Origin of the sequence: Undibacterium sp. Ren11W (assembly GCF_049340485.1) — a bacterium.
Lineage (GTDB): Bacteria > Pseudomonadota > Gammaproteobacteria > Burkholderiales > Burkholderiaceae_D > Undibacterium.
The window spans coordinates 45,720-69,153 of sequence record NZ_JBMPPB010000012.1 but is presented as its reverse complement, the minus strand read 5'-3'; the positions used below and the strand labels follow the sequence as shown (position 1 = coordinate 69,153).

Here is a 23,434-nt window from a genome sequence, read left to right as displayed (position 1 = left end):
TCCCCCAGCGGAGCCAAGCTAGCCACGCACAGCTACCGGATTACAGATGGCCATCGCTACTCTTCAAGACCTCCAAGATGTTTTAGGCAATCTCGCCGCCAGTCTGGCGCGCTATTCTAGCGTCAGCCGTCTGTACGAGCTGAAATTGCAAAACCAGGATCTGGCACTGGGTGTCAGTGGCCTACTGGTAGAAGGCTTCGCCGCCCAGGAAGAAATCAATGGCATAGGCAGCCGCGACATCATCGTGTTGTCGACCAGCGCCCACATAGAATTAAAGAGCTTGCTGGGGCAGAGCGCCAGTTTGCAAAGCAGCTTATCCGATGGCAGCCGCGCCAGCTTTACCGGCCTGATCCATGAAGCGGCCATGCTAGGCAGCGAAGGCGGCTTTGCCCGCTACCGGGTGCGTCTAGCGCCTTGGCCCTGGCTACTCACACAATGCCGCACTAGCCGCGTCTGGCAAGACAAAAGCGTCGTCGCCATTTTAGAAAACGTCTTCGCCAGCTACAGCGCGCATGCTGCCTGGGGCTGGAGCGAAGACGTCGCCGCCTTCATGGACGCAGCCAAAGAGCGTAGCTATTGCGTGCAATACCGCGAGAGCGATTACGATTTTGTGACCCGTCTGTTGCGTGAAGAAGGCCTGAACTGGCGCGTAGAAGAAGATGACGCCGCCCCCTGTGGCCACCGCATCGTCTTATTCGCCGACAGCACTCAAGAACAAGCCACACCAGAAGACCAAAGCAGCGCCCATGTGCTGGGCGGCAGCGGGATACGCTTTCATGGCGGCCGCGCGCGTGAAGAGCAAGATTCTATTCAGACCTGGGGTGCCAAGCGTACCCTGCACTCGGCGCTGACCACGCTACTTACCAGTGACTACAAATCTAAACAGGCCATCGCCGCCAGCGCACCCACCCATCACGACTACGGCGGTAAAAACGCCCCGGTGCTAGAAAGCTACGATGTCCCCGGCAGCTACGCCTACGCCAATGCGGCACAAGCCCAGCGTTACGCCCAACTCCAAATGGAAGCAACAGAAGCCCGCAACAAGCTATGGCTGGCGCACAGCACCGTACGCAGCCTGCGCCCCGGCACCCGCTTTAGCCTCAGTCAAGGCCCCTTACAGCAACTGGGTGACACCGCCCCTAGCTACGTGGTCCTCAATGTCAGCAGTGCCGGCATCAATAATTTACCAAAACCGGCGCAACAAGCGCTGGCCGAATTGTTTGGGCCGATACCAGAACTGCTAGCCTCCTGTCTGCCACCAGAAACCGCACCAGAAACCACGCAGCGAAGCCAGCAGTCGCAAAATCAGCCCATGCTAGAGCAAGCGATCAAGCTCGGTTACGCGAATAGTTTTACCGCGATCCGTGCCGATATCCCTTGGCGGCCGCAAAACGAAGAACATGGCGCACGCCACAACGCCAGACCGACCGCATTGGGCAGTCAGACCGCAATCGTGGTCGGTGCCAATGGCCAAGCTTGCCCCAACGGCGCTGATGAAATCTATAGCGACCGCTTAGGCCGGGTGAGATTACGCTTTCACTGGCAAGGGCAACACGATGACGCCAACGCCACTTGCTGGGTCAGGGTCGCGCAACGCGCCGCCGGTGGTGGCATGGGCGTACAGTTTTTACCGCGCATAGGGCAAGAAGTGCTGGTGCAATTTATTGAAGGCGACATCGACCGTCCTCTCATCATCGCTGCGTTGTACAACGGCCAGGGCGAAGGCGGCACCCTGCCTACCCCGGGTGGCAAAGCTGATGCGCAAGCCAATCTCACGGTGTATGAAGCCGCCAACGATCACAGCGTCAGCGCCCAAGGTAATCTGGCGGGCGGTAATAGCCCAGTCTGGCACGGCGCGTCGAACGATCAGCCGGGACACCGCAACGCCAGCGCCCAGTGGGGCATACGCAGCAAAGAATTCGGTGGCAGCGGCTACAATCAACTGGTGTTTGACGATACCGACCAGCAAGGCCGGATCCAGCTCAAAACCACGCAAGCGGCCACCGAACTCAATCTCGGCCATCTAATCCACAGTGCCGACAATTATCGCGGCAGCTTCCGCGGTCTGGGTGCAGAACTGCGCACCGATGCCTACGGAGCGATTCGCGCCGCCGCCGGGATACTCATCACCAGTTATAAAGGCGAACACGGTGCAGCCACGCGCGATTACGCCGGTGACAATGTGGCCGGCATGGCCCTGATGAAACAAGCCACGGTGCTCGCCAAGAGTTTTAGCGACGCCGCCAAAACCCACCAAACCGTGGCCTACGCTAGCCACCTCGGCAGCAGCAAAGCCGATACCAGCCAGATCGACCCCAAAGCTGCCCCGCTCAAAGCCCTGCACACTGCTGTCAGCGGCATGCTCAGCCAAGACAGCAGCGCGGCCGCCAAGAGTGATGCCGCCGCCAAAAGTACCGCCGCCAGCGCAGACAAGTTACCGCACAGCACCGACCCCATCATCGCGATTAGTGCCAAGGGTGGCTTGGGCATGACGGCCGGGCAAGACCTGCAAATGGCCAACGGCGAAACCGTCACTCTGATGAGCGGACTCGACAGCCAATTCATCACCGCCAACCAATGGCGGGTGCAGACCGGCCAGGCAATCGGTATGCTGGCCGGTGCCGTCAAGCCAGGAGAAAACGGCATAGGCCTGCAACTGATCGCCGCCAAAGATGCTATTGATATCCAAGCCCAAAGCGACACCATCCAGATCCAGGCCAGAGAAGAAATCGACATTTTAAGCGCCCACGCCCACATCGACTGGGCCGCCGCCAAAAGCATTAGCCTCTCCACCGCAGGCGGCGCCAACATCACGATAGAGGGCGGCAATATCACGGTGCAATGCCCGGGTAAGATTTTGATACAGGCGGGGAAGAAGAGCTTCCTGGCACCCGAAAAAACCAATTATAAATTGCCGATATTGCCGCAATCTATTTGCATAGAATGCCTTAAAAAACGTGCGGCACAACGTTCAGGGTTGATCAATCGTGGCGCTTAATTTATCCGCATCAGCTGATTTACTCAGCGCCTTGCAAGCACATCAGGATCGCGCCGCTAGCCATCTCAATTGGTTTGCCCTGGTCGACCCGGCGCAACACAGCGCTCTGCCGCAGGCCATGAATCAGTATGGGGTGTCGCGCTGCCTGTTAAGTTATGCCGATGACGCGCCGGTGGCCAAGGTTTCGCCGCATCTGCTGCAGTTGGCTGATATCGATAGCGCGGCGCTCAAGTGGTTTGCCAGAAACGCGACTAGCGCGCCTTGTGCCACGCTGATCGCCAGTGCGCTCAGTTTTGAAGAGCTATTTAAGCACTTATCGCAATTTTTAGATGTAGAGTTTGAAGACGGCGACCTGATGTTTCTGGCGTTTTGGGATCCGGCGATTCTGGCAGCCTTAATCGGCCAGGCTGACGACCTCAGCCTGTATGTGCGCGGGCCGATTTTTAGCCCCGCCCAAAGCGCCGCCTTGCTCGCGCCGATCTCAGCCTGGTGGTACTACGACCGCGATGGATTTTTGCATGAGATTAAAGCGCAACAACCAGCGGCCGCAACCCAAGATCACGCGTCGGTATTGCCACTGAAATTTGATCAAGCCCAGACCGATTTAATCGTCGAGGCCAGCGTGCCAGATCAGCTCTTGTCGCACCTGCAGATCAATGCCCCCAGTGTATTGCTAGAACATCCGCCAGCGACGCGCTACGCCTACATCAAGCCACAACTGGCACGCGCCAGAACTTACGGCTTAGTCGGCACCGGCGATCTGCTTAATTACGCCGGTCTGGCCTTTATGTGGGGCAGCGATTTTGATCAACACGCACAGATCGCGCCCTTACTGCAGCAAGTCAAAAATAAAACCCTGCGCTTTGACGCCGCCATGGCCGTCATGCCAGACGAGCTGGATAAGGCAGGCAAATAATATGCTTCAACTCTTAAAACTCTGCCTGATCCTTAGCCTGAGCGTCTTAGCCGGATGTGCGACTACCTCGGCCAATCTGACTGTGGTGGTATATAACTATTGGCCCAGAGCGATTGCGGATGTTTCTATCAATGGGAAATATGCAGGAGGCTCCTTCGGTGCTTATGGCCCTGGTGGAACTGGCTCAAAAATGGTAACGGGTGTACCCATTACTGTCGGTGAGCAAAAAATTGAGTGGCTACTGGATGGTGGTAAAAAGCAGTCGCGCTTGGGTGAAAAAATCAGCGCGACCGCAGTGCTAAAGGAAATTCCCAGGGATGCCAAAATACTTGCGATACACATTTATCCAGACGAAACCGTATTCGTAGAAACTGCAGAATGGCTGCCGGACGAAAAACCACGAGGATACCCACGATGAAGCTATCGACATTAACGGGCCAGCTCAGCATAGTTGGTGTCAGCATGGCGCAAACTATCAGACCGACGTTTCGTGGCATACGCAAGCTACGCGCAGCGGCGGTTTCCTTGCTTTGCCTACTCCCTTTATTGACAGCCTGTGGCACGACACAAAAAAAATTAAGCGCTGTTGTATTCAATTATTGGCCACGCCCAATTTTAGATGTCAGCATTAATGGACATTGGGCTGGGCTGGCGCCAGCAGCCGAAAATGGACGTGTCGGTGGCGGTGGTGGTATGGTTTCTGGTGTGCCAGTGAGCTTAGGTTTGCAAAAAATTGAGTGGGTGCTTGATGGTGGTAAAAACGCACCTAGGCTCGGAGAAAAAATTTCGACCACTGCGAATTTACAAGCACTTCCATCAGATGCGCGTGTTTTAGCAATTCATATTTATCCAGACAATACGGTATTTATTGAGGTAACTTCTTACATTCCTGAAGCAAGACCGGAAGGGATTCAAAAATGAATCCGAGAACCTTAACTTGTATAAACGGCGCATCATATAATTTCTGTGGCAATTTCCTCAACGATAAAAAAATCAAAATATTCGCAGCGGCGGTGTCCTTACTTTGCCTGCTACCTGTCTTGACCGCCTGTGGCACGACACAAAAAAATTTAACCGTTGTTGTGTATAACTATTGGCCCAGGGCGATTGCCGATGTTTCTATTAATGGAAAATATGCTGGAGGTTCTTTTGGTGCCTATGGTCCAGGTGGAACTGGTGGATCTATGGTAGCAGGCGTTCCTATCCATGTCGGAGAGCAAAAAATTGAATGGGTGTTGGACGGAAATTTACCCCGATTAAATGAGACCCTTACTGCAACAGCGATTTTAAAGGACATTCCCTCCGACTCTAAGGTATTAGCAATACATATTTATCCTGATGAAACAGTCTTTGTTGAAACAGCCAGGCGTTTGCCTGGCGAACGCCTACAGGATGTAAAGAAATGAGTGCACAAGCAATACGTGCGCTAATCAAAATGGTCTTAACGACGAAGCTGGAGTTTTCAGACCAGCAAAATTCGAATAACGCCTTAATCTGGGAAAGCCTAGGATGAAAAAATTGATCAAAAACCGCGCAATGGCGATCTTGCTACTGTGCTTTATCCCTTTAATGAATGCCTGTGCGGAGAAAAAAATGAATTTGACCGTTGTTGTGTATAACTATTGGCCTAGAGGAATCATGGATGTATCGATCAATGGTCAATACGCCGGAGGCTCCTTCGGTGCTTATGGCCCAGGTGGAACTGGGGGCTCTATGGTTGCAGGGGTGCCTATCCATGTTGGCGAGCAAAAAATTGAATGGGCTTTAAGCGGAGGTGAACATTCGCCTCGTCTCGGAGAAAAAATCACTGCAAGTGCGATGTTGAAAGACATTCCCTCGGACTCTAAGGTATTAGCGATACATATTTATCCTGATGAGACAATTTTTGTTGAAACAGCACGATGGTTGCCGGGTGAGCGCCTCAAGGATGTTGCCAAATGAGTACGCAAGCATTATGTGCCGCGAACCGGGATGTGGATAATGAGGCTCCTGATAAACGACAAGATTGTTCGGCGGTAGTCCATCTCGCCTATTTTTTTGATGGCACCGGAAACAATCGCGACGCAGATAAAGAACTAAAAAAATGGAGTAATGTCGCCCGTCTGTATGATAGTGCGCGCGATGAAGAAAAAAATGCCATTTATCGTATCTATATTTCAGGAGTCGGCACCCGCTTCAATGGCGAGATGGGCTGGGTCAAATCGGCTTGGACCTGGATGCAAGATGGCGCTTTAGGGAACGGCTTCGGTGCCGGTGGCGATATCCGTTTGGACGAAGGCGAAGATCAAATGAATTTCGCTTTAAGAAATGCCTTATTGGTGAATGCCAGTAAGGCTAATAATGAAGTCAAAAAAATAGCCGAAGAGAATCAAGATAAGGGCTTTAAAAAACTCAATGAAGTATTGGGTGAATATCGCTTAATAAAATGTATCAATATTTCCATTTTTGGATTTTCGCGCGGTGCGGCGCTGGCGCGTGCCTTCACTAATCGCTTGTTGAAACAATGTAAGCCAGATGGCTGCGATGGCCTGACTTTAGACGGCATTCCGGTACGACTGGTGTTTCTGGGGGTGTTTGATACGGTGGCTTCGTTTGGTTTGCCCAGAAAAAATCTGACCCTACCCTGGGGTGTGCGCGATCTCATTGTGGACGATGCTGTATGGCGTTGCGTGCATTATGTGGCCGCGCATGAGTTGCGTCATTCTTTCCCTGTCGATCTGATACGCAGGCAAGGGAAATATAGCGAGCGCATGTTGGAAAAAGTCTACCCTGGCGTGCATTCTGATATAGGTGGTGGCTACGAGGTCGACAAACAGGCCCGCACCGATAATCTGGCGCGCATACCCTTAGGCGATATGAGTAATGACGCTTTTGATTGCGGTGTTCGCCTATTTAATTTGGCGCAATTGAAGAGCGACTACTTCCCAATTTTTAAGCGATTTGAAGTCGAAGAAAGCACAAGAAAAGCCTACGACCTCTACTGCGGCACAGTAGGCGCGGCTGGCGGTAGCATAGAGTCTCAGGTGCAAAAACATATGGCGGCCTATTATAGTTATCGCGGTAGTCTGGAGCGCAAAAAATGTAGCTCAGAATCGCGTGCAAATAACGCCATGCGGGTCGCCAAAGCCGATGCAGAACTAAAAGCGGCCAAGAAACAGGCTGATGCCTGGCCAGATTACGATCCAGAATTCGGCCCAAGAAGCGCAGAAAATAAAGCCGCCATCGCCAATTATCAGCAAGCTAAAGAGCAACACGATCAAGTTAAAAAAGAGCAACATCGCCTCGACGTCGCTGAAGAAGATATCGCCAAAGAAGCAAAGGCGATGGAGCTGGCGGTTAAGAATGGCCACGATATGCAGATGTGGTACGGCGCATTGCGCTACAGCTATCCGGCGCAGGCGTGGATGGTCAGCGCTTGGAAAACCGATGCCTCGCAAGAGATGTGCGATTTTTTTGAGCGTTACGTGCATGATTCCCGCACTGATTTTTTATCCGGTAAAGAGCCTTCGTCTTATTTTGCCAATCGCGGCATAGAAGAATCGACAGAAAAAGTTCTGAAGCCGGGCCAAGTGTCAAAGAGCGACAACAGCAAAGAAAAACCCGCCGCATGCATGGCCACAACGCCGCTTGCGAAGCCAGCAGAGGTTACGCCGCAAGCCGAGCCGGCCAAAGAGATGGTGACCGAGTAAGCAGCGAGCGACAGCGAGGCAAGTATTCCGGCTTCGGCTCCCTGACCGAACAAAAATTTACCCCCCCTGCCAGCGCACATATCCCATGCGCCTTGCAGGCCAGGTAGGCTGGAAACCCGCATGGAATATGCGCAAGCGGTCTTTACATTTTTAATGTGCTAGAAATATTTTCTATCGACTCATGACATCGTTGATTCAGTCTTAAGTAGCAAGGCAGTAAAGCAAATATGCAACAGCGACACAGCAGCACAGCAATAAACTTTTAATCACTACACGAAACTAGCATGGCAAATCTATTACAAATCACTTCCGCAGACATCAACTATCAACCAGAGCAGTTGCTCGATGCCTTACTTAAACTGTTAAATTTAAAAAACGATGCGGCCTTGTCTAAGCGCCTCGATATCGCACCACCGGTGATCAGCAAGATCCGCAATCGGCTGTTGCCGGTCGGTTCTACGCTCTTGATACGCATGCACGAAGTGAGCGAGATCAGCATCAAGGATCTGCGCGCACTGATGGGCGACCATAGGCCACGTTTCTTTGTAGGCTAAGCGCGGCTGGCGCTAAGTCTCTGGCATCGCGCCGCCACTTAGCGCAGAAATTAGCGCAGAAATTAAAAACAGCCCCTGCCAGCCCGCATGGACTATGCGCGCTGGCGGGTGGTCAATTTCAAACATTGATCATATGGGGTGGGATTGAATGGAATTTGTATTGGATGTAGCAATCCCTTAAACATAAACAAAACGCTGTCAATAAGCTCTTTCTGACCCGCCTCGACGATGCTGATAAAAATGCAGCCGCCGGTCTCACACGCCTGCGCAGCACTGATCCAACGACAGTAATCAGCGTCAGGGGTGGCGTAGTCGCAGGAGCCGATCGAGACCCGGATTACAAATTACCGATACCGCCGCAATCTATTTTTATCAGACGCCTTAAAAACCGTGGTGCACAAGGTTCAGCTTTTATGATTAACGGAGCTTAGTATGCTTGCTTTTTTTCTGTCACTGGTTAGCTCTCTTTTAGTAACTACTTTGTTTGCTGAACTCGGTACGTTTGGATCTTGTTTCGAGGGCGGCTGTGGGTACGTAGCGATATTTTTTGCTGCTCCAGTTCTGACATTGCTAAGCTTTCCTTTTTGGCGTAATTTTTTGAAAAGCGTGTCTGAGGGAACGCGATTACTTCTTTGGACATTGACAGTATTTATTGGGTTAATTCCAATTGATATGTACATACTTATTTTCGCTATGATCTGGATGGCGATAAGAATATTGTTAGCGTGCAGGCGTCTGCGTGCGAAAGGGTTGCCAATTAGAACTTTATTCCTCAGCCCCATTGAGGAGAAATAGGAAGCAAGCCAATTGAAAACTGAACTGATCCCTTCCAATTTTATATCTGATTTGGATTAGCCAGACCGGCGCTGGCTGCGCACGTTACAATACGTCCTGCCTTTTTTCCGGATCTACTCCGCTCTCTTCATGACCCACGGTCTCAATCAGCCGCAACGCGATGCAGTCAATTACATGGACGGCCCTTGTCTGGTGCTGGCCGGTGCCGGCTCGGGCAAGACGCGCGTGATCACGCAAAAAATCGCCAATCTGATCGAAATCCATGGCTACGAGCCCAAGCATATCGCGGCGCTGACCTTTACCAATAAGGCGGCGCTAGAGATGCAGGAGCGGATTGCCAAATTGCTCAAAGAGCCGCGTCAGGCCAAGCAACTGACGGTCTCTACCTTCCATTCGCTGGGTGTGAAAATCTTGCGGCAAGAGGCGCGTGCGCTGGGCTTGAAGGACCGCTTCTCTATCATGGATAGCGACGATTGTTTTTCGCTGGTGCAGGATCTGGCCATCACCACCGACAAGCAATTGATACGCCGCATTCAGGGCGCGATGTCGCTCTGGAAGAATGGCCTGGTCGAACCCGATGTGGCACTGGCGCAAGCCAAGGATGAAGACGAGGCGATTGCCGCGCGCATTTACCGCAGCTATGTGGCAACGCTTTCGGCCTATCAGGCGGTCGATTTTGATGATCTGATACGCTTGCCGGTAGAGCTGTTTCGCATCAACGAGCAAGTGCGCGATAAGTGGCAGCGCCGTCTGCGCTATCTGCTGGTGGATGAATACCAGGATACCAATACTTGCCAATACGAGCTAGTCAAACTGCTGGTCACCGGCATCGGCAAGAAGCCGATGTTTACCGCGGTGGGTGACGACGATCAGGCGATCTATGCCTGGCGCGGTGCGACTATCGAAAATCTGAAAACCCTGGGGGTGGATTTCCCGGATCTGAAACTGATTAAGCTGGAGCAAAATTATCGTTCTAGTACCCGTATCCTGCAAGCGGCCAATTCGGTGATAGGCAACAACCCCAAGTTATTCGATAAAAAACTCTGGTCCGAACATGGCCTGGGCGATCCGGTCAAGGTGCTCGGCATGCAAGACGATGAGCAGGAAGCCGATCAGATCGCCATCATGATTTCTGCGCACAGATTCGAGCGCCAGGCCAAGTGGTCGGACTATGCGATTTTGTATCGCGGCAATCATCAGGCGCGCGTGATCGAGAAGGCGCTACGCAAAGAACGTATCTCTTACACCATCTCAGGCGGCCAGAGTTTTTTTGATAAAGCCGAGATCAAGGACATCATTTCTTATCTGCGCCTGATCGCCAATGAAGACGATGATCCGGCTTTCATCCGCGCCATCACCACGCCCAAACGCGGGGTCGGCCAGGCCACGCTAGAGGTGCTGGGCGCATTTTCCGGGCAATGGCAGTGTTCGCTGTTTGCCGCCGTGTTTAAAGGCGGTATAGAAGCCAAACTGACAGAGCGCCAATTGCGCCCGCTGCGTGAATTTTGCACCTTCATCAATCTGGTCGAGGCGCATGCCCATCGCGAAGGCCATGCCTCAGAATTACTCGATGATTTGATGAAGGAAATCAATTACGAGGGCTATCTGTACGACAGCTTTGACGATAAAGCGGCGCAAGGCAAGTGGCAAAACGTACTCGACTTTACCCAATGGCTGAAGACCAAGGGCAGTGGCGGCAAAGAGGGCACCGATGAGCATCGCAGCCTGCTCGATCTGACCCAGATGGTGGCTTTGATGACGATGATGGAAGGCAAGGATGAAGAGCCCGATGCGGTCCGCATGTCGACCCTGCATGCCTCCAAAGGGCTGGAGTTTCCGCATGTGTTTTTGGTCGGCGTAGAAGAAGGCATCTTGCCACATAAAGGCGATCCGGATGCGCCGGTAGAAACCATCGCCGCCCGCATAGAAGAAGAGCGGCGTCTGATGTACGTAGGCATCACGCGGGCCCAGCGCAGCCTGCATATCACCTGGTGCAAAAAGCGCAAACGCGCCGGCGCACCCGTGCATTGCGATGTCTCGCGTTTTATCAAAGAGATGAAGCTCGATGAAGGCATCGCGATACCGACCGAAGCGGAGACCATCACGCCGCAAAATAGGCTAGCCAATCTGAAGGCTTTGCTGAGCCGACCTAAGGAATAGCTCGCGTCCGTACTTAGCAAATTTTGTTGATTTGAATGAGAAAATTAAATGCCGAACTCCCGCCAGCATCTGATCACAACACCCGCACAACTTGCCAGCTTGTTTGGTGAGGTTGCCGCGCCTTCTTTGAGTAAAGAGGTGGCTTATCTGCATCCGCATTATCAGGCCATGATCGCCGCCTCGCCGTTTGCGGTGCTGGCGACGGCCGGACCGGATGGTCTGGATGTTTCGCCGCGTGGTGATGCCGCTGGCTTTGTGCTGGTACAGGATCAACATACTTTGTTGCTGCCGGAGCGCAAGGGTAATAACCGCGTCGATAGCCTTCGCAATCTGCTGGCAGATCCGCGTATGGCGCTGCTGTTTCTGATCCCCGGTGTGGGCGAGACTTTGCGTGTCAATGGGCGTGCCGCAATCTCAGTAGACCCAGCTTTGCTGGAGCGCTGTGCGGTTGATGGTAAGGCCCCCAAATGCTTGCTGGTGATCAGCGTAGAGACGGTGTATTTCCAGTGTGCCAGAGCGATTTACCGTTCTGGTTTATGGCAAAACACGCCGCCACCGGCATCTTTACCCAGCCCGGGTACGATACTGGAGGCTTTGAGTGAAGCGCAAATTGAGGCCGAGGTCTACGACCAGGGTCTGCGCGCCAGACAACAGGCTAGTTTGTACTAGGTCTTGACCTGTCTCTCTTAGTTGGTTACTTGCGTTGTTTGCTATCAGAGCTATAGATGCGCGCCAGATCACCGTTGCGCTTGGCGCGTTCCAGCACCTGATTGATCTGTTGCAGTAAGCCTTGATCGCGATCGGGGCGGATTGCAAAATGTATTTCTACCGATGATATCGGTTTGCGCTGCACGCAAAATAGCTGGGCCGGGCTGGCCAGCGGCTTATTCTGCGGCGAAGCATACAATTGATTCAGCGATGTTTCTAACTTTGCCAAGTTAGGCGCGAAGCTATACAGCAGCAAGCCATCCATGCGTCCCTGGCTGAGCTTATTAAAGCGCGCCGGATTATTGCTGGTATCGTCCTCTACTTTGAACAGTATATTTTTCTGCTGGTCGAACTCTTCGCCATAGCTGGTGCCGCGCACTATGCCTAAAGTTTTACCCTTAAGATCTTGCATGGAATTAAAACGGAAGCGGGCGTCACAGCGTGTTACCAGCAGACTTTGTTCGGTATAAATAGGCAGCGAGAAGGTCAACTTGCGCTGGCGTTCCTGGGTCTTGGAGATTCCAAAAATCAGGCCTTCGCCGTTTTGTGCGCTTTCCAGCGCACGCTTCCAGGGGACGCGGCGTATTTCAAATTGGAAATGCAGAGCTTGCTCCAGATAGCTCAATAACGCGTTAGTTTGTATCGAGAGTGGCACCAGATTCGATTTTTCGTCCAGTTCTTCACTCATGAACAGGGGGACGACCGCCGCCACTGTAGTCAGGGGCAGGCTAAGCGCGCCTAGCAGCAAGCCCTGGTGTATGCGAACGAGTAATCTACTACTTGGTTTTGGCATAGTTCTAACCTTATCCGCAAGCTTAAAGTCAGCGCTGTGATTTTAGGCAATAGATGCCGATACATTTTTAGCGCCGCTGCAGAGCGTACTGGCTTTGTGGTTGCCGGTCCGTCTGGCGATGCAGAGTTCATTATGCGCCAGTTCATCTTTTCCCGGCAATTGAGTATAGACACAGCGTGTATTTTTAGCTGATTTTGATCAGATCGATGTCGCTATTTGGCCAGACGCGTAATTTCTCCAGAGCGTTTGCCGCGTGCGATGGACGCATTGATGGTGTTGATGATGCCATCGTCCCGGTCGGCGCGTATTGCGAAATACATATCGTCGGCTAACAAGGGTTTGTTGAGTATGCTAAAGCTGACGCCTGGCGGCATGTCTAGACCTAATTTTTTTGCCTCGGCGTTTAAATACGCCTGTACCGCGCTGGCTGTGGCAAAGCGGTGGCTAAATAGCATCACGTCCATGCGTTTGTTGATGAGTTTTTTCATGCGTGCAGCGGGCGACGCCACGTCTTCTTCGACCTGAAATAATTTACCTTTTTGTTCATCGAATTCATCGCCGTAGCTGGCGCCTCTGACTAAACCTAGGGTTTTTCCTTTCAGGTCGGTGAGACTAGAAAACTTAAAACTGGCGTCGCTGCGGGTAGCTATCCAAACGTAACGTCGAAAAATCGGCTGTGAGTAATGAAAGATGCGCAATCTTTCTTGGTTCTTGGTCATGGCCCAGACCAGACCTTCGCCGTTTTTCGCATGCTGCATTAAACGCGACCACGGATAGCGTTTAATCTCAAATTTCACGCCCATATCCTGTTCAAAATAGGTAAACATGGTTTGATACAGACGCGAGACCGGGCGTAGTTGATCGTGTTGATCGCGTGCTTCCAGATACATCAAAGGCAGAATCGGGGTGACTGGTGCGGCATGATTGAGATTACAGACGAGGGTAAACAGGCCAAAAATCACAGAATGCAGTAGCTTCTGGATGGCGGTGGAAAACGGAAGCATAACGGGTGAAATAGACTCAGTGAGCAGGTGGCAGAACAATCGGAAGCGCGATAGTAGCAATATATTTGCCAGATAGGCAAATACCCGGCAATTAACTTACAAATACCCCAGAAATTTCCTTAGCCTAGTGTTGGCGGTCGCTTTGCTGGCATACTCTCAGACTTGCCAGAGCGCGCGAACATTAGCGCGAACAGAAATCAATCGATAGGCCTCAATAGAAATCATGATGCGATTTAGAATAGCCAGGCTGGTACCCATTTTTAATTTTTTTCTCGTTAGCGGTTTGCTGCTAGCGGCGCTGCCTAGTCAGGCGCAAGCCAATACAGCGGCCAAAGGCTTACTATGGGAAATTAAATCTGCCAGCAACACGGCGTATTTGTTTGGTTCAATACATCTGGCCAAGGCCGATTTTTATCCGCTGCCCGCTAGCGTGGAAGCGGCGTATCTGCAAGCCGACACTTTGGCGGTAGAAATCGACGCGACCGATAGCGCAGCCAGCGCTAAAGCCATGCCCATGCTGAGCTATCGCAGACCTGATAATCTCAAAAAACATCTGAGCAAGGCTACCTGGACGGCTTTGCAAAGCGTGGTTGGCGATGCCGCCGAACAATTTCTTGTGTATAAACCAGCGATGGTGGCAACTGGTTTGGCCATTGGTGCGTTTGAAAAGCAGGGCTATGATCCCGCCTACGGGATTGACCTGCACTTTTTGAAACGCGCCAAGACCGATAAAAAACGGGTGATCGAGCTAGAGAGTATAGAATTCCAGGCACGTGTCTTGGGTGGTTTGAGCGATAAAGACGGCGATGCCTTACTCAAGCAAACCCTGGATGGTTTTCTCAGTGGTGACATGCAACGCGATACCGATGCCATGATAGAGACCTGGAAATCGGGCGATACCGAAGCACTGGTCAAACTTATGCGCGAAGCTGCCAGCAAAGATGTAGGCTCAAAAAAAATTATGAAGCTCTTGCTCGATGACAGAAATATAGGCATGGCGCAACAAATAAGTAGCATGCTGGCGAGCGGCAATAAACTGTTTATCGTAGTCGGCGCCGGGCATATTGCCGGCATCAATAGCATTACCGATATCTTGCAAAAACAAGGTTTGCAGGTCAAACAGATACATCAATAATCGCCAGCGGCACTACCTTAGCACTTACGCAAAATCGCTCCAGCATGCTTGTATCCGCCTTGCTGAAACAGTTTTGCCTAAGTTCTATACATTTTATTTTAAGGAAGCTCATGCAATCGGAATCAGCAGGCAAGGACTTAGCGACGCCTGAACACCCATGGATCTCGCTGGAAACGATACAAGATGTCGAAGCCTGGATGGATCTCAATAATCGCGAATTGCAAGAGATGCTAGACCCTAAGCTAGTTCAATATGGAACGCAGGGGCAGGGCATATGTTTTCGTCTGGCGCATGGCGGCGAGCTGTATCTGCATACCAATTCTGAAGGCGATGTCTTGTTAGACTTGACCGCAGAAGCCGAATGGGTAACGCCGGTGATCAGCGCCACGACCCAGTTAGCAGCACCGCGTGGCCAGATCTGGGTCTTGCCGCAACACGTTTTGCTGCAATTAATACTGGGTTTGAATAGCCTGATCGCCAGCAGCCATCTGGTGCTTAAACACGAGTACCGGACGCGAAAAAATTAGACAAATTTAGATTTTGTTAAATCGCTTCGCTGACGCGATCACGTCCGGCATTTTTTGCCTGATACATAGCGGCGTCGGCACGCACGCATAATTGCTCGAAAGTCTCATCCTGGCGCAAACAACCGACCCCCATGCTGGCGGTAGGTGCAATGTTCGTGACGTTGACATCAAACTCTATGGTTTTTAAAGCTTGGCGGATTCTCTCTGCCAGCACGATACCTTCTGCTATACCGGTGTCGGCAGCAAGCACCACAAATTCTTCCCCTCCATAGCGTGCCGGGGTGTCGCTTTCGCGCGCGGTAGTGGCTAAGCATAGTCCGATTTGACGCAACACTTGATCTCCAACTGGATGGCCGTAGCGGTCATTGATGGATTTAAAATTATCGACATCGATCATGATCAGGCACAGATCACGTTGCGAACGTTTGCTTTGGGCGGTCGCCAGACTGGCAATTTCAAAAAATGCGCGACGATTATAGAGGCCGGTCAGGGCGTCGATATTTGCCAAACGCCGTAGCTCTAAATTGGCAGTCCGTAATTGCGCAGTGCTTTGCTCTATCCGCTGTTCCAGCGAGGCGTTAATTTCATTAATTTGCTGAATTTTTTGTTTGACCGCCGCCACCATCATTATAAAACTTTGGGTCAAATCACCCAACTCATCATCGCGGGTTTTTTCCATGGCGAGTTGGTTCCACTCCGCACTCATGGCGTCGACTTGTTGGCCGTTGGCGACACCGCGAAAAACCCGGCTCAGAGTCGTCAGCGGTTGAGAAATCGAATTGGCAAAGTACCAGGTAAATGGAAAAATAAGTATCAGGCTGCCAAACGCGATCAGAGCCAGTATTCCTATCATCTGCCAAGTATTATTTTGAACTATTTTTTTTGAATGTAGCGCAACGATAGTGCCAGCTATTTGTTGCGGGCCCAAAATTGGAATCAAATTTTGATAAAAGCCCTCGCCATCGACTGTAATTTCATTTAATGCCATATCGCTGTTATTGGCTGATGCCCCGGTAGGCACTCCGCTCCATTCCGGCAAAAGATAAGCAGGCAGATTACCGACGCTATAGCCTAGCCGCGTAAAAACATTAATCTTGGTGTCACTTAAGCGCGACAGTCTATCGACCAGATTTTGATCTATCGTCTGTACGCTGACCACCAGACCTTGCTGTTTGTTTTCTTGCTTGCCTGTGTTTGCGTCAAAGGCCAATCCAAAAATCGGAACTTGGCACACTACCGCCAAAAAACCATCTACCACGGCGTACTGTACCTTCTCTTGTTTTGGCATGTTGGTGCCAAAATTGAGGCTAATACTGTCGACCGATGTACGCGAGCTCAAGGTTTTTCGGCTAATCTCTTCCCCCTCGGTTAAGTTAAATATTTGTAAGCCCGGCTTAGGCGTGCGCTCGACAAAACCGGCTAGTTCTTCAAGTCCATCGAGGGTGGCAAATGAGACTAGGCTTCCACTGGCATCATAAATACTAGTTTTTGAGAGTTGCGCGGTTCTGGCTAGTTTGTAGGTGTCCTTAACCAATTGCTGATAGGTAGAAAATAGGGTATCGCGGTCGGCTTCAGATTGGGCATATTGCGTCAGATACCAAACCGTTGAGCCAAGATTGCTCTGGTTCGCGAGCCGTCGCGTTGCGATCAACTGCAGATTTTTGCGCTCATCTAGCGTGTTTTGAATAATTTTTGAAGCCTTATGCAAGAGCGCATTGGACTGATCGAGATGCTGCTGTCGTATCAGTAACGAGGCCGCTAGCATAAACGCCAGTGCCACCAAAAGACTGATGGACACCACGCTCAACAAAAGCTTATGTTTTAGGCGACGGATAGACATGGGTTGGTGATCGCTGCGATTTATTTTTTCGATTCTGGGGCATAGCTAAGCTGCGGAATATAAGCAGCAGGCGCGATCGAGGTATCAAACGCGTAATTGGCGATGTTACTGTGATCGAGCATGCCCAATTTTATCAAGATGGTATGCGGTGCTTCCGTGCTTCTTCTCTCTAAAAAATTGACTGCGGCATTGATCGCCACCCTGGCCTGGCTGACGCCCTTGGTATCGGATGCCGCCACGATGGCAGATTTTTCTATCAGGTTGGCGATTTCGCTGGTCAAATCAAAGGCGACCAGACGTATTTTTCGACTTAATCCGGCCTCTTTGAGTGGTAAAACTGCCGCTGGTGCACAGCCGGTGCAGCCCAGGATGTAGTCAAGATTTTTACCGTGTTCGGCCAGTAGCAATGCCGCCAATTGCGTTTGCTCTATACGTTCACTATCGCCATATTTAATGTCGAGAATATTCACTTTAATCGCGGCATTCTGTGCTGCCTCGCGCGTGCCTTCTACTTCTCCCTTGACCCAACCGGCATCAGAAGGTCCGGGTAGCAAAGCGATATTAATGGATTTTAAACCGCGCTTTTGCGCATCACGTATCACCCATTGCGTGGCATCAATGCCCATACTCTTGAGTGAGGTCGTCACTTTAATCGTCAAATCATCGCTGGTACTGTCGTTGGCCAGCTCAAACACCGGTATCCCTAGTGCGCGCGCTTTGGCGATCGATGAATTATTCGCCGTTAAACTCAAAGGAGAAATAACGATGGCATCGTATTTGGCGGCGATCGCCTCATCCATTTTGCGCAATTGGCCGACCAGATCGTTATAGCCGTCAGCGACAAAAATATCGACGGCAATCCCTAAACGCCGCGCTTCGCTGATGACTCCGTAGTTACAGCCTATCCAGTACGGATCTTTCATGTGTGGAAATAAGAAGGCGATACGCCAGACTTTACTGGCCGCTGCTGCCGTAGCGTAATGACCGTTGACAACGCGGCCATAGGCCAGAGCGACATCGGCAGTCTGATGTGCTTTGACAGGCGGATAAATAGAATAAACCGGAATAGGCAGAAATTTTTTATCTGCAGAAGCTGTTGACGCTGGCCCAGCCGCGTTAGCGCAGGCCAGCAGGGCAGAGGCACTAAATGCTAGCGCGCAAATCGCAAACTGACCAATCGCATTGCTGATAGCCCAGGTTTTACTTGTCGTCATAGCATTGCTCCTGCGGTAAAAAATCTAGCGTTTTTTGCAGCAACTGGTGTATTTTGATCTTAACCCGAATTGCCAAAATATTGTCACAAAAAAGTAGATGTCTGCATTTGCAAAAACAGCAAGGTTTATGCCTGAGCCTCACTCTGCGGTCTCTCCTTCAGCGCTACGGCACTACTGGTTTCTATCTGTATACGTAGCGGCTTGGCGCTATCGAGATGAACATCGCGTTGCGGGAAGGCGATCGCGATATCGTGCTTGCGAAAACTGGCCTCGATCATGAAACGCAAGTCACTCGCCACCTGGCGACCGACCACGCCGGTGGACATATCCAGCCAATAGTAGACACCGAAGGCGAGCGCGTCGGCGGCAAAATCCTCCAGCAAAATTTCTGGCTTATGTGCGCTACTAATTTGGCCATGGCGTAGCACATCGTCTTCTAGTAATTTGGCAGCCAGGCGCACATCGCTACCGTAGGCGATGCCGACTTTGATGCCCTGTCGCACCATGCTGTTGGAGTAGGTCCAGTTGGTGACGTTTTGCTCCAGAAAACTGCTATTCGGTATCAAAGTGTCGATGCCATTGACATCGCGCACCACCGCTGCCCGCACACTCATATCGACCACGGTCCCACGCAGACCACCGACCTCGATGGTGTCGCCCGGTTTGAAAGGGCGTTCCAACAACATCATCAGGCCGCTGATGAGATTTTTCAGCAAGGTCTGCATGCCGAAACCTAGACCAATTGCCACCGCACCGCCGAGAAACGCAAATACCGTCAGCGGGATACGCACCAATAACAGAGAATTGATCAGCAGAATAATGAAAATCGCCGACAACAACCAACGCTTAGTGATCTTGATCGACACTTCGGCGAATTTGCCGCGCTGCACCAGCAGGTTTTCGATGCGATTGACGATAAACACGACAATCGCAAATCCTATGGTCAACAGCATGATCGCCATCAGCATTTTGCCTATGGTTACTGGCCTATCAATCGTGACATTTTGGCCGTCAACGTTGATCACATCGTTGACGCTAAATAACTCCAGATTCCAGGTATTGCGGGCACCACTACGTAATTTGTCGCCCCAATAATCGACCCGCATGGCGATGGTCTTATCACTGCCCTGGCCGATGGTTTCTTTGAGCTCAGTAAAGCGCATGCGTGAGCGTCTTAAATCGGTGAGCGCTTCGGCATAGGCATCTTGACGCTCTTGCCAATGGCGTTTTAAATCGTCGCTGTCAGCTTGCGCCGCCTTGCTAAAATAGGCGATCTGATCCTGCGCGATACCGGCTGCGATTTGCATGGATTTTTCGACTTCGTTTAAATTTTGTTGCCACAGCGCGCTACGCGTATTTAAAATTTCCAGAGAGTTGCTCTGGCCGTTCTCGGTAAAGGCCAGGTACTCTCTCCAATAAGCACCTTGCAACAGGTCGCTCATGAGTAAATCGGAGAGTATGCCGAAGTGGATTGCGTTGGTTTCCAGGCGTAGTTGCAACCATTGCATTTGCTGAGGAAAAACTTGTTTTTTGGTTTCTAAATCGGCTCTGTTTTTTGTATTCGCATCACTCAATGCTGTGCTGATTTTTTCCTGTTGTCGCTCCAGATCCGACAAGGAATTTTGCAATAATTTGGCATTGTTATCGAGTTGTTGTTGCTGTTCCTGATAGCGCTTTTGATTGCTGGCGATGCGCGCAAATTCTTCTTCCAGCAAGGCATTGGTGCGAGGTTGTCCGTCTTCTGCCGGGGTGGCGGTGTTCATGGCAAGCACTAGCTCACGTCTTTCCTGTAAGCGCATACGGCTAAAACGCATGCGTGCATCGATTGCTGCCAGCGACGCCGACCAGGCATTTTTTTTATGACGGCTAAGTTCCAGGGCTGACGCTGCCAGACTGCGTTCCTTGCTCAAGGCTAGGGTTTTTTCCAGCGTTTCCTGAGCTTGACGTAATTCGGTTTCGCTACGTTGTAATTCGCCGCCTATGGTCTCGAGATAGCGCTCCTGTATCGCCAGATTTCTTTGTAAGTTGCTGATTTCCTGCTCGGTCAATCCGCGCAAAGTTAATTGTTGGGTGTTTTGATCTTCTACCGTGCTGGCGCTGACGGATAATTTTTCGGCTTGGCGTGCTCTATGCGCCCTGATACCGTCAAGCGCAGCCAGATGTTGCAGATAGGCCTGGCGCTCCATTTCCAGCCAAAACCGACGTCGTTCGGCTTGGGCCCAGTGCGCAGAACCCTTCTGAGTTGCGGCATCACCCTGGTTTAAATTTGCCAGCAGCGTTTGTATCTTGTCTAATCGATCGCTAATACGCAGCGCCTCGGCATCTTGACCAGTTTCGGTGGCGACGCTGCTAGGCGCGGTGGGGGCGGCGGCCGGCTTGGGGATTAAGGCGTCGAGCGGGCCTGCCAGCGCGCTGGCGCTCAACACCAGGCCGAGCAGCAGGCGCGGTAGATGATTCAGCAGGCGGTGTGCAAATGGTGGCAAAAGAGGCAGCATAAAGGAAAGGGATGGCGTAGCCAGTCTAAATTTAATCAGGCGTTATCATACCCTCGAGTCTTGCGCTTTGAATGCTTGTCGCCCCATTTGAGAGCTATTCGCGTAGTGATCTGGTGTTTTTTGACGACGTTCTGCTGCGCATTGCGCTCTGAGTTCTTATTCCAGTACCCCAGTGCGGTCCATCTTCACCAGGCGTGCCTCGGCGTTGGTGTTCGATTTGACCTTGACGATCGCTTCACCCGAGCCGCTCACCTTGACGCTGGCTTCTTCTAGCAATAGTCCATCGGCCTGCAGATTACCGGACCCTAACATTTGTAGTTTGAGTTTTTTTGCCACGCCCGACAGCACGAACTCGCCCGAACCATGCCCGGTCAATTCGATTTGACCGGCCTGTTTGAAGCCCGCATCCAGATCGCCAGAACCGGAAAAATTGGCTTTCAGATTGCCACTGAGGGAGTGAAGTTTCAGCCCGCCCGATCCCTTGCTCTCCACGTCGGCGTCAACTACCGCCAGATCGCTGGCATCGACCTCGCCCGAGCCGCTTAAGTTCAGTTGCAGTGTCTTGGTCTCGCCCTGCAAGTGCACTTCGCTGGAGCTGTTTTGACTGAGTTTAACCAGCTGCGCCTGCAGCCGCTCTACCCGCAGGTCGCCAGAGCCGGACAGCTGCGCTTGCAAAGAGCTGATTACGCCATTTAAGCTGGCATTGCCCGGCCCTGTGATACTGATATCTACCTGTACCGACTGCAAGTTATCGACTTGCAGATCACCGCTACCGCTCAGTGTTGCCTCTAGACTTTGGCTAATTGCGTGCATTTTGATATTGCCGCTACCTATCAGCTTGAGCTTGGTAGTGGCGCTGCTCAGTTGTACCAGATCGAGGTCGCCACTGCCACTCACTTGTAGCTCCAGATTCTTGACCTTGCCGCTAGCCTCGATCTCGCCAGCACCCAAGGAGTCTATGCGTAGCGCGTCATCGTGCAATCTGAGCAGCTTGATGTCGCCGCTGCCACTATTACTGACAGCGTGTAAGCTGGGCAGAGTAACCTTTACAGTCAGCGGGCTTTGTCGCCACGACAGGTGCAGCTTACCGCTCTGCTTATAACGCACGATTAAGCTGTTACCCTCAACCACGGTCTCGACCTGGCTGATCAGATGCTCGATGCCGGCGATTTCTACACCGGGCTCGCCCTCGGCCGTGACGATCAGATCGAAGGGGGTGGAATTACTGATCGCATCAAAACCGCTTAGCTGGCGTTTTTCGCTGACGATTTTCTCGTTGGGCGTGGCTTGCTCGCCGCCGTTAAAGCGGAATTCGCAAGCGCTCAGTAGGCTCAGTGCGCTCAGGGTGGCGATGATGCTGCAGGTCTTTGCTAGTGGTATGTTCATTGCGGCCTCAAGGTCGTGGTGATTGCTTAAATTGGTGAAGAATTGCCTGATGTACGGCAGCTTAAGCCAGTTAGCAAAAAATAGCAGAGAATAGCGACAGACTGCAAAAAGCGAGTAAGCAGGCGTAAATAGCCGGAATGGACAGACCGGCTCAATTACAATACCGAGACTTTACTCATGCCTGCGACGGTACTGAAACGCCAGACTTCGACCCCGCAAACGGAGTCCTGGCCTCATAGCAAACAAGGATGAAATTCATGGAAAGTGTTTTACTCAAGGCTAGCGACGGTGCTAGTGCCGCTCTGTACACGCATGGTGCGCACCTGTGTTCGTGGACACCGGCTGGTGGTGCTGAACAATTGTTCTTAAGCAAAACCTCAGAGTTGCGCGAAGGTGTGGCGATACGCGGTGGTGTGCCAGTGATTTTCCCGCAGTTCGCTGCGCTCGGTAATTTGCCTAAACACGGCTTTGCCCGCACCGCCGTCTGGCGAGTGCTACGTGCCGGGCAAAATGCTGATGGCGTTGCCCAAGCCGTGTTCGAGCTACAAGAGAGTAGCGCCAGTTTGCAACTATGGCCGCAGATATTCAAAGCCGAGCTGACCGTGAGCGTCTTTGCCGATAGCCTGCAGATCGCTTTGACGGTGGTAAATACTGGCGACACGGCCTTTAGCTTTACCTGCGCCCTGCACACCTATTTTGCCGTACAGCAGATCGCCGACGTGCAATTGCACGGCTTACAGGGTCTGCGTTATCGCGATTCGGTGAGTGGTATCAGCGATTGCCTCGATAACGCCGCATGGCTTAGGGTAGAGGGCGAAGTTGACAGAATTTATGCGAATATTCCCGCCGCAATCGAGTTGCGCCAGCCGCAACAAACCACCGTTATTACTCAAACCGGATTTTCTGATGCGGTGATATGGAACCCCGGCGCAGAAAAAGGGTCTAGCCTTAGTGACTTAGAGCCCGACGGTTATCAGCGCATGCTATGTGTAGAAGCGGCGGCCATCATGCAGCCGGTGCATCTGGCGGCAGGCACTGCCTGGTCAGGCTCGCAAAGCATGCGGGTGCTAGCCGCTAAGCGCGCCTAGGTTTTTGCTGGAAAAAATACAGGAATACATATACTCCCTTAAAACTTAGGATAATCAGGCTATTTGCGCACGTCCTGATTGCGTAGTCTAAATATACAGGTAGGGAGTATATTGTTATTCAGGTCTAGTTTG

At 51.8% G+C, this 23,434-nt stretch carries 19 protein-coding genes; 13 read left to right on the top strand and 6 right to left on the bottom strand.

The features are described 5' to 3' along the window. Nucleotides 1-46: 46 nt before the first annotated feature. From ACO0K8_RS20750 to ACO0K8_RS20705, 10 genes are all read left to right on the top strand, one after another. On the top strand, nt 47-2,998 hold the full coding sequence (locus ACO0K8_RS20750) for a type VI secretion system Vgr family protein (RefSeq protein WP_422948560.1): 2,952 nt from the start codon (nt 47-49) through the stop codon (nt 2,996-2,998). Then, complete coding sequence (locus ACO0K8_RS20745; protein WP_422948559.1) at nt 2,988-3,914, top strand: DUF4123 domain-containing protein; 927 nt, start codon at nt 2,988-2,990, stop codon at nt 3,912-3,914. Before ACO0K8_RS20750 ends, ACO0K8_RS20745 begins: the two co-directional genes overlap by 11 nt. 1 nt (nt 3,915) lies before the next feature. Next, nucleotides 3,916-4,332, top strand: a complete 417-nt coding sequence (locus ACO0K8_RS20740; protein ID WP_422948558.1) for a hypothetical protein — start codon at nt 3,916-3,918, stop codon at nt 4,330-4,332. Then, nucleotides 4,329-4,835: a hypothetical protein gene (locus tag ACO0K8_RS20735; protein ID WP_422948557.1), complete on the top strand. Its 507-nt coding sequence runs from the start codon at nt 4,329-4,331 to the stop codon at nt 4,833-4,835. The genes ACO0K8_RS20740 and ACO0K8_RS20735 overlap by 4 nt, the downstream gene beginning before the upstream one ends. Then, a complete protein-coding gene (locus tag ACO0K8_RS20730; RefSeq protein ID WP_422948556.1) occupies nt 4,832-5,320 on the top strand; it encodes a hypothetical protein in 489 nt (162 codons plus the stop codon). The genes ACO0K8_RS20735 and ACO0K8_RS20730 overlap by 4 nt, the downstream gene beginning before the upstream one ends. Nucleotides 5,321-5,423: 103 nt before the next feature. Beyond that, nucleotides 5,424-5,855 (top strand): hypothetical protein, encoded by a 432-nt coding sequence (locus ACO0K8_RS20725; RefSeq protein ID WP_422948555.1) that lies wholly within the window; start codon nt 5,424-5,426, stop codon nt 5,853-5,855. Continuing rightward, nucleotides 5,852-7,603: a phospholipase effector Tle1 domain-containing protein gene (locus ACO0K8_RS20720; RefSeq protein WP_422948554.1), complete on the top strand. Its 1,752-nt coding sequence runs from the start codon at nt 5,852-5,854 to the stop codon at nt 7,601-7,603. The genes ACO0K8_RS20725 and ACO0K8_RS20720 overlap by 4 nt, the downstream gene beginning before the upstream one ends. Nucleotides 7,604-7,887: 284 nt before the next feature. Then, a complete protein-coding gene (locus ACO0K8_RS20715; protein ID WP_126127440.1) occupies nt 7,888-8,157 on the top strand; it encodes a hypothetical protein in 270 nt (89 codons plus the stop codon). A 924-nt stretch (nt 8,158-9,081) separates the two neighbouring features. After that, complete coding sequence (locus ACO0K8_RS20710) at nt 9,082-11,112, top strand: UvrD-helicase domain-containing protein (protein ID WP_422948553.1); 2,031 nt, start codon at nt 9,082-9,084, stop codon at nt 11,110-11,112. 48 nt (nt 11,113-11,160) lie between these two features. Continuing rightward, a complete protein-coding gene (locus tag ACO0K8_RS20705) occupies nt 11,161-11,781 on the top strand; it encodes a pyridoxamine 5'-phosphate oxidase family protein (RefSeq protein WP_422948552.1) in 621 nt (206 codons plus the stop codon). Between the two features lie 25 nt (nt 11,782-11,806). Here the strand turns inward: ACO0K8_RS20705 and ACO0K8_RS20700 are convergent, their stop codons facing one another. Both ACO0K8_RS20700 and ACO0K8_RS20695 read right to left on the bottom strand, forming a co-directional pair. After that, complete coding sequence (locus ACO0K8_RS20700) at nt 11,807-12,613, bottom strand: substrate-binding periplasmic protein (protein WP_422948551.1); 807 nt, start codon at nt 12,611-12,613, stop codon at nt 11,807-11,809. Between the two features lie 212 nt (nt 12,614-12,825). Beyond that, the gene (locus ACO0K8_RS20695; RefSeq protein WP_422948550.1) at nt 12,826-13,617 is read right to left on the bottom strand and encodes a substrate-binding periplasmic protein; all 792 of its coding nucleotides are present in this window, start codon (nt 13,615-13,617) and stop codon (nt 12,826-12,828) included. A gap of 226 nt (nt 13,618-13,843) precedes the next feature. Between ACO0K8_RS20695 and ACO0K8_RS20690 the strand changes: the two genes are divergently transcribed. Both ACO0K8_RS20690 and ACO0K8_RS20685 read left to right on the top strand, forming a co-directional pair. Then, a complete protein-coding gene (locus ACO0K8_RS20690; RefSeq protein ID WP_422948549.1) occupies nt 13,844-14,752 on the top strand; it encodes a TraB/GumN family protein in 909 nt (302 codons plus the stop codon). A 110-nt stretch (nt 14,753-14,862) separates the two neighbouring features. Then, nucleotides 14,863-15,279: a hypothetical protein gene (locus ACO0K8_RS20685; protein ID WP_422948548.1), complete on the top strand. Its 417-nt coding sequence runs from the start codon at nt 14,863-14,865 to the stop codon at nt 15,277-15,279. A 16-nt stretch (nt 15,280-15,295) separates the two neighbouring features. Here the strand turns inward: ACO0K8_RS20685 and ACO0K8_RS20680 are convergent, their stop codons facing one another. From ACO0K8_RS20680 to ACO0K8_RS20665, 4 genes are all read right to left on the bottom strand, one after another. Further along, the gene (locus ACO0K8_RS20680) at nt 15,296-17,119 is read right to left on the bottom strand and encodes a GGDEF domain-containing protein (RefSeq protein ID WP_422948547.1); all 1,824 of its coding nucleotides are present in this window, start codon (nt 17,117-17,119) and stop codon (nt 15,296-15,298) included. A 20-nt stretch (nt 17,120-17,139) separates the two neighbouring features. Further along, on the bottom strand, nt 17,140-18,333 hold the full coding sequence (gene torT, locus ACO0K8_RS20675) for a TMAO reductase system periplasmic protein TorT (RefSeq protein WP_422948546.1): 1,194 nt from the start codon (nt 18,331-18,333) through the stop codon (nt 17,140-17,142). Between the two features lie 125 nt (nt 18,334-18,458). After that, the gene (locus ACO0K8_RS20670; RefSeq protein WP_422948545.1) at nt 18,459-20,828 is read right to left on the bottom strand and encodes a mechanosensitive ion channel domain-containing protein; all 2,370 of its coding nucleotides are present in this window, start codon (nt 20,826-20,828) and stop codon (nt 18,459-18,461) included. A 156-nt stretch (nt 20,829-20,984) separates the two neighbouring features. Continuing rightward, nucleotides 20,985-22,214, bottom strand: coding sequence for a GIN domain-containing protein (locus ACO0K8_RS20665; RefSeq protein WP_422948544.1), 1,230 nt, complete (start codon nt 22,212-22,214; stop codon nt 20,985-20,987). A gap of 257 nt (nt 22,215-22,471) precedes the next feature. Between ACO0K8_RS20665 and ACO0K8_RS20660 the strand changes: the two genes are divergently transcribed. Next, nucleotides 22,472-23,302, top strand: coding sequence for a D-hexose-6-phosphate mutarotase (locus ACO0K8_RS20660; RefSeq protein WP_422948543.1), 831 nt, complete (start codon nt 22,472-22,474; stop codon nt 23,300-23,302). The last annotated feature ends 132 nt before the right edge of the window (nt 23,303-23,434 follow it).